Here is a 14153-nt window from a genome sequence, read left to right on the forward strand (position 1 = left end):
TTCCTCCTTTTACTACCGGATAGTTACTCTAAAGTTTCCAAAGACTTTTTCAACTGAATAGCTTCTTGGGCCAGTTCCAATGCCTTGGAAATATCACTCATTTTTTCTGCTTCTTTTGCTTCATGTAACTTACGTGAAATACGTAGTTCAATCCGGTATTTTCGTATATGGCGCAAACAGTCCATGACTTCCTCTGTTTCATGCTCTGGATCACGTTCTGAGAGCGCTGCTTCCATTACTATTTTTCTTAACTGTGCATCATTTAATACTTCTAAAAAACGTTGAAAATCACCATCTGGATACTCTTCGTAAAATCCAGTTAATCGAACAAACACCACTTCATAAGCATCTCTGATAAAACATTGATCATCCAAATTCCTTCTTGCAATATCAATTACACTAGGATTGTGAAGCATATGGGAAAGTAATATTCGCTCTGCTCTTTCGTCTGCAGATATTGCTTTCTTTATCTTCGTCATTTCCGTTTTAATTGTTAAAGGAAGGGATGATTCCTGCTTAGATTGTTTTGCTTGCTTTCCTTGAATTTTACGTAAATGTTGGTAAATAGCTTCTTCTGATACATTAGTTTCTTGTGAAAGCTGACGAATATACAAATCACGTTCAACTGATGAACTTCTATCACTCAGTATTTCCAATATTTCTTGGATATACTGTAAAGTATCATTTTCATTGTTAAAATTTTTATCTCTCTTTGAAACAATCATCATAAATGATAAATATGAATGTGGCTTTTCAATAATCTTTGTTCGAAATGCTTCTTCCCCATAATTTTTAATGTAATCATCGGGATCCATAGCATCTGGAATAATTGCAATCTCCGTTTGTATTTGATGGGCTTGTAAAGCAGTAGAAGCCTTTTTAGCTGCTTCCATACCTGCACGATCACCATCAAAACAAAGCGTGACATTTGAAGTGAGTCTATTTAGTTTGGTTATATGAGTTGACGTCAATGCTGTGCCCATAGTTGCAATTCCATTGCCAATACCTGCCTTAGATGCAGCAATAACATCGAGAAAACCTTCAAAAACAATTACATTACGTTGTTTCCGAATATCTAATCTTGCTTTGTCTAAATTATAAAGTACATGGCTCTTTTGAAATATAGGCGATTCTGGACTATTTAGGTACTTGGCCTCATTTTCGTTCTTTTCCAGTATTCTACCAGAAAAGGCAATAACATACCCGGTTTCATCAAATACCGGAAACATAATTCTTCCTCGAAACCGATCGAAATACTTTAATTCGTTTTCTTTTCGGATAATGAGACCAGTTTTCTCAATTTCTTGTAAATCCATACCTTTACGTTCAAGTAACGTAGTTAAAGCATCCCATTTAGGAAGGGACCACCCTATCTTATACTTTTCGATAATCTCCTTAGAAAACCCTCTTTCTTCGAGGTAATGTAATGCATTTTCTCCTTCCTCGGTATGAAGCAGTAAATGATGGAAATAGTCACTAGCAAACTCATGAGCTTTTCTCATCATGGAAACCTCTTTTGAAACAGGTGCTTTCGACTCTGTATCCCCAGAAGAACTCTCTTCAATAGTCAATCCAATTCGACTACCAAGTTTACTAACAGCATCTTGAAAAGAAAGATTTTCAATATCCATTAAAAATGTAATTACATTTCCACCAGCTCCACAACCAAAGCAATGAAAAATTTGCTTTTCATGTGTTACTGAAAAAGATGGTGTCTGTTCACCATGAAAAGGACATAAACCAAAATAGTTTCGACCTCTTTTGGTTAGTTGAACATATTCGCTTATGACGTCGACAATATCATTGTTATTTCTAACTTGTTCGATTACCTCTTCTTCTATACGACCCGACACTTTTTCACCATCTTTACTTGCTACTTTAATAATTCGTTAAATGAAAGAAAAATCCTGCAAGAATCGACAAAAAAATCATATAAATAATTTTATAATAATTATTTTCCACAAATAACTATTATAAAACATTTTAAACTAATAATCTATTATTATCTATTCGATAGACAATAGAAAAAACCTTTTCACTATCGTGAATCGGTTTAAAATCTTCCAAATTATTTTTGTTGTATGTGATTAATTACTACATTAGCAGTCTCTTCCACCGCTCTGTTCGTCACATCAATTACAATACAACCAATTTTTTTAGCGATTTTCTCAAAGTGATCAATTTCTTCATTGATTCTTTCTATTTTAGCATAACTTGCATCATCATTTAAACCAATTGCTTTCAATCTTTCTTTTCTAATAGAATTTAGTTTTTCTGGAGTAATGACTAATCCTACACATTTTGCTGGATCAACTTGGAAAAGTTGCTCCGGTGGGTCTACTTCTGGTACAAGTGGAACGTTTGCTACTTTGAATCTTTTGTTCGCCAAATACTGTGATAATGGAGTTTTAGAAGTTCTAGATACCCCTATAAGTACTATATCCGCTTGAAGTAACCCTCTTGGATCTCTTCCATCGTCATATTTTACTGCAAATTCTATTGCTTCAATTTTTTTAAAATAGTCTTCATCTAACTTTCTTACTAAACCAGGTTCTTCAAAAGGTTTTTCATCTAATTCTTTTTCAAATAGATTAATAACCGGTCCTATTAAATCGACAGACTCTAAATTATATAAATTACAGTATTCTATTAATGCTTGACGCATTTTTGTTTGTACAAGTGTATACAAGATTATAGCACCTTGCTCTTTAGCAAGTTCTGTAATTTCTTTAATATGGTCTAAAGAATCAATATGAGTAAATCTCTTAAATTTAGTATGCTGTAGACCAGGTCTAAATTGACTTATTGCCGCTTTTGCTACTAGTTCGCCCGTTTCTCCTATAGAATCCGAGACTATAAACAGGTTTAGCATTTTCATCGTTTCACTCCTTATAGATCATGGTCATCGGCTAATGATAAAAAGGCTCGAGTAATATTAGTCTTTGTAATTCTACCAATCACTTCTAACCCATTTTTCCCTTCTTTTACAACAGGTAGGGAATCAATTTGTCGACTCATTAATTTTTTGGCCACTTCAATAAGTGTATCCTCTTTCAAACAATACGTTATGTTAGGCATCCTTGTCATAATCATATGTACTGGAATTTTGTTTAAATCTTGGTTGCCAATACTTGTTCGCAAAAAGTCTTTTCTTGAAAGAACTCCTGAAAGCAACGAATTTTTATCAAGGACAAATAATGACCCAACATCCTCTAAAAACATATGACATATAGCATCATATACCGTCATACTTTCATCAACAACTACTGGAATTGATTGAAAATCTTTCACTGTCATTTGTGCTATATTATCTGATATTGCTTGGCTTGTTTTTTTGCCAGAATAAAAGTACCCCACACGTGGACGAGCATCTAAAAAGCCTGCCATCGTTAATATAGCTAGATCTGGACGTAGCGTGGATCTAGTTAATTTCAGTCTCTCCGCAATTTGTTCGCCAGTGATAGGACCGTTTCCTTTTACTATGTCCAAAATTTCATTTTGCCGTTTGTTGAGTTCGATTGGACTCACCGCCTCAAAGTGTTATACTTAATACTAAATAATTATATACTACTTTCTAGGTTATTGCGAAGTAAAGTTGCTCATGATACAATAGCAACAAATGATAGAGCGTTGAAGAGCATTATAAGTACTACATCCTAAGCGAGTGGGGTCAGTGAAAGCCCACATTGTAGGAAAACGGCAGCTTGGAGCTTATGCTTTTAAAGAGGATTGTTTTTTAACAATCAATCGGGGTGGAACCGCGGGTTAATAACTCGTCCCCGGGCACTTATTGCCCGGAGACGAGTTTTTTTGTGTTCCGGGATAAAGTGACAAAATTTAATGGAGGTTATCAAATGACAATTACAATGGAAAACGTAGTTAGTTTAGCAAAACAAAGAGGTTTTGTATTTCCTGGATCTGAAATTTATGGTGGTTTAGCTAATACATGGGATTACGGCCCCCTTGGTGTGGAACTAAAAAATAACGTCAAAAAAGCTTGGTGGAAAAAATTTGTTCAAGAATCACCTTATAACGTAGGTTTAGATGCAGCTATTTTGATGAATCCTAAAACTTGGGTTGCATCTGGTCATATAGGTAACTTTAATGATCCAATGATTGACTGTAAGAAATGTAAATCTCGTCATCGAGTAGATAAAATCATTGAAGATGCACTAGACAAAAAAGGTATTGAAATGGTAATAGACGGCCTTTCATTTGAGAAGATGGAAGAAATCATGAAAGAGCACAATGTTGTTTGTCCGTCATGTGGTGCTTTTGATTACACAGAGATTCGCCAATTCAACTTAATGTTCAAAACGTTCCAAGGTGTAACTGAAGCTTCTACAAATGAAATCTTCTTACGCCCTGAGACTGCACAAGGTATTTTCGTAAATTATAAAAACGTTCAACGCTCTATGCGCAAAAAAATGCCTTTCGGTATTGCACAGGTAGGTAAAAGTTTCCGTAACGAAATTACACCAGGAAATTTCACATTCCGTACAAGAGAGTTCGAACAAATGGAACTAGAATTCTTCTGCAAGCCCGGCGAAGATATGGAATGGTTTGAATTCTGGCGTAATTATTGTAAAGAATGGTTATTAAACCTAGGTGTGTCTGAGGATACAATTCGTTTACGTGACCATTCAGAAGATGAACTTTCTCATTACTCTAACGCAACAACAGATATCGAATATAAATTCCCATTCGGTTGGGGTGAGCTGTGGGGTATTGCAGATAGAACTGATTTTGATTTAAAACAGCATATGGAGCATTCTGGAGAAGATTTCAATTATATTGACCCAGTAACAAACGAACGTTATGTACCGTATTGTATCGAACCTTCTCTAGGAGCTGACCGTGTAACATTAGCATTCCTTTGTGAAGCATTTGATGAGGAAGAATTAGAAGGTGGCGATGTACGTACTGTATTACGCTTCCACCCTGCATTAGCACCAGTTAAAGCAGCAATTTTACCACTTTCTAAAAAATTGTCTGAAGGAGCAACTTCTTTGTTTTCAGATTTAAGCAAGCACTTCATGGTGGAGTATGATGAATCCCAATCTATTGGTAAACGTTACCGTCGACAAGATGAAATCGGTACTCCTTTCTGCATCACATATGATTTCGATTCAGAAACAGATGGCCAAGTTACTGTACGTCACCGTGATTCGATGGAACAAACTAGAATGCCAATTGCAGATGTAAAAGAATACATCGAAAATCATTTGCAATTTTGATATTAAGTCACTATTGAGTGATTGTTAAAAATAAACGCAAGAATGTTGTTCGCCACCTTGAACAATATTCTTGCGTTTTGCTTTGCCAATTTAAAAACGAGTAATGAATACATGTAGATGCTGCTGCACACTACGCATGAACCCTCAAGGATGGTCGCTGACGCTCCTTCATCCTTTTTGAAGTCTCATTCTTCGCGCTCATGCGACTTGGAAAGCTCACATCCTAGCTATCAGTAGTAATTCAGAAATCACATTCTAAAATGACACGATAATGCATTTGAAATATATAAAACCTTTAAAATTAATGGTCAAGTTTTCCATTCCGCAAGTAAATCATCTCTAAGCGCAACTAACTAACTAATAATCGCAAGTAACCTGTTTGGCAGCGCAAGTAAAATCCACATGAACGCAAGTATTCACCGATTCAAAGCAAGTAACTGTCAATTAAGAGATGCCTTCTACACGTCTGTTTGCTGCTGCTTAAGCTATGATTTATTCATCTATTTTGTGTTGCATAACTTTTGATTTATTTCATAGTACTTAAAACACTTACTTTGCTCTATCTTAAAGTTGAGATTAACTCGCCTATTGATTGTAGTGTAACGCGGCGACTCCAGCGGGAACGCGAGAAAGTCGAGACCCCACAGGGAGCGTAGCGAACGAGGAGGCTCGGCCTCGCCCGCGGAAAGCGTCCGCGTGAAACGGAAATCACAGTATTACTATCACTTAAAAATACCTTCTGCAATCATCATCCCTTTAATAATTATCTCGATAAATCTTAAAGTTTAAATTTACTCGTCTATTGATGGAAGTGTAACTCGGCGACTCCAGCGGGAACAGCGAGAAAGTCGAGACCCCACAGAGAGCGTAGCGAACGAGGAGGCTCGGCCTCGCCCGCGGAAAGCGTCCGCGTGAAACGGAAATCACAGTATTACTATCACTTAAAAATACCTTCTGCAATCATCATTCCTTTAATAATTATCTCGATAAATCCTAAAGTTTAAATTTACTTGCCTATTGATTGTAGTGTAACTCGGCGACTCCAGCGGGAACAGCGAGAAAGTCGAGACCCCACAGGGAGCGTAGCGAACGAGGAGGCTCGGTCTCGCCCGCGGAAAGCGTCCGCGTGAAACGGAAATCTTAGTGTCAATTCTCCTCTGATACACCTATTGCTTTTTTAGTACAACAAAAAAATCCAAGTCCAAAGAATTAGTCTTCTTCGGGACTTGGATCTTCTTTACGCGGTGTGAAAAACTCTGGGGTTTTCTCCATTTGATCTAAAAAGTGTTGCGACTTTAATCGTATTCCGACTTGTTCGCTATAAATCGTTCGGACAATTTTTTTAATAAAACCTTTTGTCTCTTTTTTGAGTGTCAGCTTACCTACTTGATCAATGGGAACTGTATAAAAGGTCCGAATAAGCTTCACTTGAGAAGGAGAGAGTCTGATGATATACGGGTCAATCGAAAAACATCGATGGCAAAGAAATCCTATTTGTGAAAAAGAAAAAGCAAATTCTCCATCTGTTGCTCCGCAATTGGTACATTGATGAAGGGTTGGATAGATACCTGCTGTCGGAAGAAGCTTCCATTCCACAAACAAACTAATTGCCTCTGGATCATATTCTTCTGATATAGCATGTAATGCCTGTTGTAATATTTCAAATAACTGAGGCTTAGGTGCTTCATCATCAATTAATTTGTCCACTAATTCCATTATAAAACTTGCGTATGCAGTAGCAAATATATCTTCTCGAACAGATCTCATAGAGTCAATAATTTCACCTTGCTGCAAAGTCCCCATTCCTCTTCCTTGCTGTATCAAAAAATAGCCATACGTAAAAGGCTGAGAAATAGAAGCTAAACGGCTAGTTGGTTTTTTTGCCCCCCGAGCCATAGCTGCTCGCTTCCCCAATTCACGTGAAAAAATGGTAACGATTTTATTAGATTCTCCATAAGAAGAAGCTCGTAAGACAATACCCTCTACTTTTTGTAGCAATTGCCTCACCTTCTTTCTTTAATACTCGTCGTCTCTAAAACCATAATCTTTCAAATGAGCTGATTTATTTCGCCAATCCTTTTGTACCTTTACCCATAGCTCTAAGTATACATTTGTTCCTAAAAGCATTTCGATATCTTTACGTGCTCTTGTCCCTACCTCTTTAAGTAAGGCACCTTTTTTACCGATGACTATACCTTTTTGGGAATCTCTTTCCACTACGATTGTTGCAGAAACACGAATCATATCTTTTTCCGTATCTTCTTCTTTTTTAATTTTATCTATTACAACTGCTATCGAATGTGGAATTTCTTCCCTCGTCAAATGTAAAACCTTTTCACGAATTAGCTCAGAAATAATAAATCTTTCTGGGTGATCCGTTACCTGATCGGCAGGATAGTACTGTGGTCCCTGTGGTAAATACGACTGAATTGTTTCAAGTAATTTATCAACGTTATTACCTTGTAAAGCAGAAATTGGAAGGATTTCTGCAAAGTCATATTTCTTTGTATAGGATTCAATAATATCGACTAATTTTTCGGGATGAACTTGGTCAATTTTATTAATTACTAGAAATACCGGTGTTTCATTTTTTTCAAGCATTTCCATGATGTACTCATCAATCTTCCCTCTTGGTTCCACTGCGTTTACCATGAACATAATTACATCTACTTCACGTAGTGTATTTTTAGCAACTTTAAGCATAAAGTCCCCAAGCTTATGTTTGGGTATATGAATCCCAGGTGTATCGATGAAAATCATTTGACTATTTTCCAAAGTTAGAACACCTTGTACTTTGTTACGAGTAGTTTGAGGTTTATCGCTCATAATAGCAATTTTTTGTCCTATTACTCGATTTAAAAATGTAGACTTCCCTACATTTGGTCGACCTATTATCGATATAAATCCTGATTTATAATTCTCATTGTTTTGCAGCATAATCCATATCCTCCGTTGTAAAGGCCCCAGGCAATAAATCTGCAACCGTTGTTTCTAATACATTTCCCTTTAAGTTTGTTAAATAAACAGGCATATCCTTATCACAAAACTCCACTAATACTTGTCTACAAGCACCACAAGGAGAAATAGGTCCTTCTGTATCGCCTGAAACAGCAATTGCAGTGAACTCTTTTTTCCCTTCTGACACTGCCTTAAAAATTGCAGTGCGTTCTGCACAATTCGTTAACCCAAATGATGCATTTTCAATATTGCAGCCAAGAATCACTTCGCCGTCTTTTGTTAAAAGTGCTGCCCCTACTGGAAATTTCGAATATGGGACATACGCTTTCTCTCTTGCTGTAATGGATGCTTCTAGTAACATTTCTTTATTCAAATGACTCACCTCTATAATATGATACCCGACCATTTCGGGATAAATATGATTAAACCAACAATTACAGTACAAATAGCATATATTAAACATGCTCCCGCTGCTAAATCTTTAGCCTGTTTAGCTAACGGGTGTAATTCCGGAGTTACCAAATCGACGATACGTTCTATGGACGCATTTACTAATTCTATCATGAACATACCAAAAATCGATAGAACAATGATTATCCATTCTATTTGCGATAAACCTGTCAACATTCCAACTATCGTAACAACTATTGCTGCAAATACATGAAATCGAAAATTTTGTTCACTTTTTAAAACATGGCAAATTCCATTTGCAGCATATATAAAGGAACGAAAAAATTTACGAAAGTTCATGGCCTTCACGTTTCAACCCAAAAGCTTGTAGAATAGATTCTTGTAAACCAAACATCTCTTTTTCTTGTTCTTCCGTTTCATGATCATACCCTAATAAATGTAGAAAACCATGAACTGCTAAGAAGCATAACTCCCGCTCAAAAGAATGCATATAGGATTCCGCTTGTTCCGTTGCACGTTGTACTGAAATGATAATATCTCCTAACATCGTCGGAATATCTGCGTTCATAATTTCTATTTCTCCTTCTCCCATTTCTTCCATTGCAAAGGAGATTACATCGGTTGCCACATCTTTGTTTCGATAAGTTTTATTAATTTCTTGGATAGCATCATTCGTTACAAATGTTACACTAACCTCACTGCCTTCTTTAACAGAAAGTTGTTCACCTGCTGACTGCAATACCTTTCCTACAAGAGCTAAGGTCTCCTCTGATACTGTGTTTGTCTCATCCATTAAATCTAGTTCTAACATATTATTAGCTCCTTGCATTATTATTTGGGATATTCAATCCGCGAATGGAATGTTCCATTCATAGTTGTACAAAAACTCTCTTCCATTTTCTTTATTTCCTTTAAAGACAGATCGCATTCATTGAATTGCCCATCTAATAATTTATCTTTAATAATAGACTGTATTAATTTTTGAATCTTATCAGCATCTGGTTCTTTCATCGACCGAACAGCTGCTTCTACACTATCTGCTACAGAAATAATTGCGATTTCTTTTGTTTGAGGTTTTGGACCAGGATAACGGTAATCCTCTTCTTTCACATTACTATTTGTTTCTTTTTCTTTAAAATAAAAGAATTTCAACAAACTTGTACCATGATGTTGCGCCGCTACATCTACAATTTCTGTCGGTAATTTATGTTTCCGCAAAATCTTCGCTCCATCCACCGCATGTGCAATAATAATATCTCTGCTTGCCTCTGGAGACAAATTATCATGCGGATTATAACCGTTTACTTGATTTTCGATAAAAAATCCAGGTCGATTTGTTTTACCTATATCATGATAATAACAACCAACTCGTGCAAGCAATCCATTAGCTCCAATCGCTTCACAAGCAGCTTCTGCTAAATTGGCCACCATTAAACTGTGATGATAAGTACCGGGTGTCTCGGTTAATATTTTCTTCAACAAAGGATGGTTAGGATTGGATAATTCAATGAGTCTCATAGTAGATAATATGCCAAAGAAAGATTCAAAGAAAGGTAGTATCCCAATTGTCATAGCACCAGATAGTACCCCAGACAGCATAGCTGCTCCTACATAAAATAAAATATCTGTAAATTCATAGGAAGCCTTCGTCATTAATAAATAAAATAAAATAAACACAATATTAATAGAAGAAACAATTAAACTGGAGCGCAATATTTGTGAATTAGTATGCATCCTTTGCATCGCAAAGATACCTGCAACTCCACCAAATAATATGTATAACGAGGCTTCCATTTGAAATACATTTGTATAGCCTTCTTGAAAAATAATACCTGCATATGCAGCAGACACAAAATTAGAAATATAAGCTGCACGTTCATTTACCAATAAATAAACAAGCATTGCAACCATCGCTGTAGGAAATAAAAATGCTATAATTACATCAAAATTATATGCGACAGACTGTATCACCTTCATCATTAATACAGATAAAATGACACTGAAAGCTACAACAATCAAATTCTTCGAGTTGTTTATAGTTTGCTCTTTCCTAATAATTGTTTGTCCAAATAACACCCACATCGTAAGTCCTACAAATAAAACTACTCCCAGATATGGTCTATAGGATGCTTTATTCGTCAACATACCCAGCAACTCAAGTTGTCGATAGACCTCTCTATCAATAATTTCACCCTTTTGAACGAGTATTTGCCCTTGAAGTATGCGAGTGGGCTCTACGCTTGCTTTCGCCTGTTCTATTCGTTCCTCGGTTAAACTCTCATTTACCACCTCTGTTGCGACAATTGAGGTTTTTGCAATACTAGAGAGTACATTTTTATAATCCTGGGAATAAACAAAATTGTTATTTATTTGCTGACCAATTTTCTCTCTTGAAATAGATACATTTTCCATTCGAATTGGTTCACTTAATGTTGTCTCCACTAGCTCGGATAACTTCGTTTTTGAATCGTCCAAAATAATATTATTTTGATTTAAAAGTATGACTAACATATCGTCATTAAGTGGTACATAGCTTGCGTTCTCTGCCAATTCTTCCATATCTTTTTTTAGCTTGTCTACTAAAGTAGCAGTTGTATCTTCTGCATTTGCATTTTCTTTTACATGCAATACACTATCAAAAATAGACTCTGTTATTGCCGCTTGGTTAGCAGCGGTCTCGTCTTGGAATTGGTAAACAGCTGGAACTTCCTGCTCCGTTTTTTTGCGTTCTTCCTCTGTTTTAACGGAGTCTTCCATGGTTTTAACTGCTCTTATCGTATCAGGTGAAAGCTGGAACAACTCAAAATCATACTTACTTTCCTTTACATTGCCGATTAACAAAAAAAACAGGCATATGGCTGTAATAATAATGACGATGAAAGGGAGATACTTATGATTTCTCCATTCTCTCCACTTTATTAGGATATTTTTCATTTATTCTCATCCCCCCACCAACTAGTTATTCCATTATACCTTATTTTTTTCACAATTCACTAATGTTTCCCTAATAAACAAAAGCGAAAGCGCCTATCTCAGCCCTGACAATCGTTGGAGGAATTGCAATAAAGGCGTTTTTAACCTTTATTCATAAGAGCGATTCGAGGGGTTAGTCGCTGGAGTCTTGACAGGGAATTACTTGTAAAAAGTTATCCTCTTGCCAAAGATTTTATAATTTCCTAATGCAACAAAGAAGCAACTGTCTAAACATAGACCGTTGCTTCTTTTGGGTTTAGGTTATTATTGTTCTTCATATGCTTGTATAATTTTTGCAACTAGTGGATGACGGACTACATCTCCTTGCTCTAAATATTGAAAATGAATTCCGGCAACATTTTTTAATATTTTTTCCGTAACGATTAAACCTGATTCCGCACCCTTTGGTAAGTCAATTTGAGTTTTGTCACCAGTGATTACCATTTTAGAACCAAATCCTAATCGCGTTAAGAACATTTTCATTTGAGCTTTTGTTGTATTTTGAGCTTCATCTAAAATAACAAAAGCATCATCTAATGTACGACCACGCATATAGGCTAAAGGTGCAATTTCAATCGTCCCTCGTTCCATAAGACGATCTGTCTGTTCTGTACCCAACACATCATGTAGCGCATCGTATAACGGTCTTAAATATGGGTCTACCTTTTCTTTTAAGTCACCAGGTAGAAAACCTAAGCTTTCTCCCGCCTCGACTGCTGGACGTGTTAAAATGATTTTTTTCACATGTGCATTTTTAAGTGCCTGTGTTGCCATCACTACCGCTAAGTACGTTTTTCCAGTACCAGCAGGTCCAATACCAAAAGTAAGGTCAGTGTGTCTTATTCCTTGGATATACTCTCGTTGCCCTATAGTTTTAGCTCGAATAGCTTTACCTTTTGTATTTCGTGCAATTTCCTCATCGTATAAGCTAGAAAAATATTCAATTGTACCATTCAAGCTCATCTCAATTGCAGAAGAAACATCACGCAGGTTAATATTAATACCTTTTCGAATTACTGCTAATAGTTGTATCATTAGCTGTCTAGCGTCTTCTACATTTTGTTCTTCACCAATAATCTGAATTTGTTCACCTCTTGTAATGAGTTGAACTTTTAGCTCCGCTTCAATAAGTTTTACATTTTTATCCGAAATGCCAAGCAGCATTACCGCTTCGGCTGGATCTTGCAAATTAATATCTAATTGTTTAGTTTCGCTCATGCTTCGTCTCCTTGGGGTATAACATGTGGTATTGCAATATTTTCATTTATTAGTAAAAGTATCTTCCCTTTTACTTTATCATCTTGTATTGATACCTGTAAAACTTTATCCTCTAATAATTGTGTTCCTGTTGGTAATTCTTTAATAATTTTTTGAAATAGAAGCGGCCGTATGAGATGTTCAATGGATTCCTCAGTCAGGGAATAGGTTATTTGATGTTTCTTTTGTACATAGCCTGCCTGAACGTATTTTTGGATAAAAGCAGGTAGCTGTATTTCCTTCCAAAACATCTGTTTATCGCCCACTTTTTTTTGGATTACCAATTCTGTTGAGTTCGGATTAATGACAGCAACCTGTGTTGGAAGTTCAAATGATAACTCTATCCAATAGTTGGCATACACTTTTCCTTCTGCACTCGTAATAATCCTTTTGTTCCCTTGGGTTACAAACCCATTTACTAGGACATCTCCTTTTTTCACAGCAATGTTTTTTTCAACTGCTCGCACACCTTTTGTTAGTGTAAAATCTGTTATTACTCCACTTCTCTTTGCTATTAGATTGACAGCCGGTGCATCCTTAAGCTCTTTTTCTGTTTGCGGAGGTGCTAGCATCGGAGACACTGTAAAGGTAGAACCAGATTTTGAAAAATGAACCCAAGAATACTCTTTATGTTCTAGTAATATATTTTGACGTATTTCTTGCTCCTCTGGCAGTTTAGATGCAATCATTCTTGTTTTAATGCCCATTTCTTTTAATTGTTCAGTCAACAAAATATTACTTTCAGGAGAATCTGAATCAATTTGAATAGACCAGATAAATTGAGCTAATAATACTGGGATTATTAAAAAAAAGAAGACCCCTATTACTGATGCTGAGTAAATAGAGATAGTACTCTCTTTTAGTTCATTTTCTAGATTTATCGAGAGCTTTAGTTTTTTTCTTACTTTCCGAAATGCTTTCAAATCTTTTGCTTGAATAGAAAAGTTTACATGATTCTCGTTTGTATGAAGCTGGTACACTTCGATATTTTGTTCCTTTAAACTTTTATAGAGAGTAAATTGGTCTGTAGTAATTGGTGCTTGTATTTTAATAAGTCGCCTCATACCGTTTTTTCCTTCCTAGTTAGATTAAAAAACTGAAGATTGTGCACATGAAGATGCAGCCTATCGCTAGACATGGATTTTATGTGCAAGCTTTCGGCATGAATTTCTAAAAGAAAGTGGTCATACGTACAGACTATACTGTTTTCTTTTAAACGAACTAATGAAAATTCATAATCCAATATAATATCATCAAAGCTATCTACCATAATACTCGCGTGGAGTGGAAATAATTGCTTCACAAAAAAACACCCCT

The 14153-nt window shown here is 36.0% G+C and carries 13 protein-coding genes; 1 reads left to right on the forward strand and 12 read right to left on the reverse strand.

What is annotated here, in order from left to right:
• Positions 1-23 precede the first annotated feature (23 nt).
• The 3 genes from dnaG to MKY60_RS11965 all read right to left on the reverse strand — a co-directional run bounded on the left by dnaG (position 24) and on the right by MKY60_RS11965 (position 3528).
• Positions 24-1853 (reverse strand): DNA primase, encoded by a 1830-nt coding sequence (gene dnaG, locus MKY60_RS11955; RefSeq protein WP_241599996.1) that lies wholly within the window; start codon positions 1851-1853, stop codon positions 24-26.
• A gap of 215 nt (positions 1854-2068) precedes the next feature.
• A complete protein-coding gene (locus MKY60_RS11960; RefSeq protein WP_093496110.1) occupies positions 2069-2878 on the reverse strand; it encodes a pyruvate, water dikinase regulatory protein in 810 nt (269 codons plus the stop codon).
• Positions 2879-2889: 11 nt separating this feature from the next.
• Positions 2890-3528 carry a helix-turn-helix transcriptional regulator gene (locus MKY60_RS11965; protein WP_241599995.1) on the reverse strand — a complete coding sequence of 213 codons (639 nt, stop codon included), beginning with the start codon at positions 3526-3528 and terminating at the stop codon, positions 2890-2892.
• Between the two features lie 326 nt (positions 3529-3854).
• On the opposite strand from MKY60_RS11965, the gene MKY60_RS11970 reads away from it, so the two are divergent.
• Complete coding sequence (locus tag MKY60_RS11970; protein WP_241599994.1) at positions 3855-5237, forward strand: glycine--tRNA ligase; 1383 nt, start codon at positions 3855-3857, stop codon at positions 5235-5237.
• Between the two features lie 1209 nt (positions 5238-6446).
• Here MKY60_RS11970 and recO read toward each other — a convergent pair.
• The 9 genes from recO to MKY60_RS12015 form a co-directional block, all read right to left on the reverse strand.
• Complete coding sequence (recO, locus tag MKY60_RS11975) at positions 6447-7235, reverse strand: DNA repair protein RecO (protein WP_090563815.1); 789 nt, start codon at positions 7233-7235, stop codon at positions 6447-6449.
• Positions 7236-7253: 18 nt separating this feature from the next.
• Positions 7254-8174 carry a GTPase Era gene (gene era / locus MKY60_RS11980; RefSeq protein ID WP_090563818.1) on the reverse strand — a complete coding sequence of 307 codons (921 nt, stop codon included), beginning with the start codon at positions 8172-8174 and terminating at the stop codon, positions 7254-7256.
• Positions 8158-8556, reverse strand: coding sequence for a cytidine deaminase (locus tag MKY60_RS11985; RefSeq protein ID WP_445678006.1), 399 nt, complete (start codon positions 8554-8556; stop codon positions 8158-8160). Before MKY60_RS11985 ends, era begins: the two co-directional genes overlap by 17 nt.
• A 23-nt stretch (positions 8557-8579) precedes the next feature.
• Complete coding sequence (locus MKY60_RS11990; protein ID WP_093496114.1) at positions 8580-8945, reverse strand: diacylglycerol kinase family protein; 366 nt, start codon at positions 8943-8945, stop codon at positions 8580-8582.
• A complete protein-coding gene (gene ybeY, locus MKY60_RS11995) occupies positions 8932-9417 on the reverse strand; it encodes an rRNA maturation RNase YbeY (protein ID WP_090563824.1) in 486 nt (161 codons plus the stop codon). The genes MKY60_RS11990 and ybeY overlap by 14 nt, the downstream gene beginning before the upstream one ends.
• 20 nt (positions 9418-9437) lie before the next feature.
• Positions 9438-11540, reverse strand: coding sequence for an HD family phosphohydrolase (locus MKY60_RS12000; protein ID WP_090563826.1), 2103 nt, complete (start codon positions 11538-11540; stop codon positions 9438-9440).
• 303 nt (positions 11541-11843) lie between these two features.
• Positions 11844-12797, reverse strand: a complete 954-nt coding sequence (locus tag MKY60_RS12005; RefSeq protein ID WP_340929981.1) for a PhoH family protein — start codon at positions 12795-12797, stop codon at positions 11844-11846.
• Positions 12794-13900, reverse strand: coding sequence for a sporulation protein YqfD (locus MKY60_RS12010; RefSeq protein ID WP_090563829.1), 1107 nt, complete (start codon positions 13898-13900; stop codon positions 12794-12796). The genes MKY60_RS12005 and MKY60_RS12010 overlap by 4 nt, the downstream gene beginning before the upstream one ends.
• The gene (locus MKY60_RS12015) at positions 13897-14139 is read right to left on the reverse strand and encodes a hypothetical protein (RefSeq protein ID WP_090563831.1); all 243 of its coding nucleotides are present in this window, start codon (positions 14137-14139) and stop codon (positions 13897-13899) included. The genes MKY60_RS12010 and MKY60_RS12015 overlap by 4 nt, the downstream gene beginning before the upstream one ends.
• Between the last annotated feature and the right edge of the window lie 14 nt (positions 14140-14153).

The sequence above is a fragment of the Psychrobacillus sp. FSL K6-1415 genome, from assembly GCF_038003185.1.
Classification (GTDB): Bacteria; Bacillota; Bacilli; order Bacillales_A; family Planococcaceae; genus Psychrobacillus; species Psychrobacillus psychrodurans.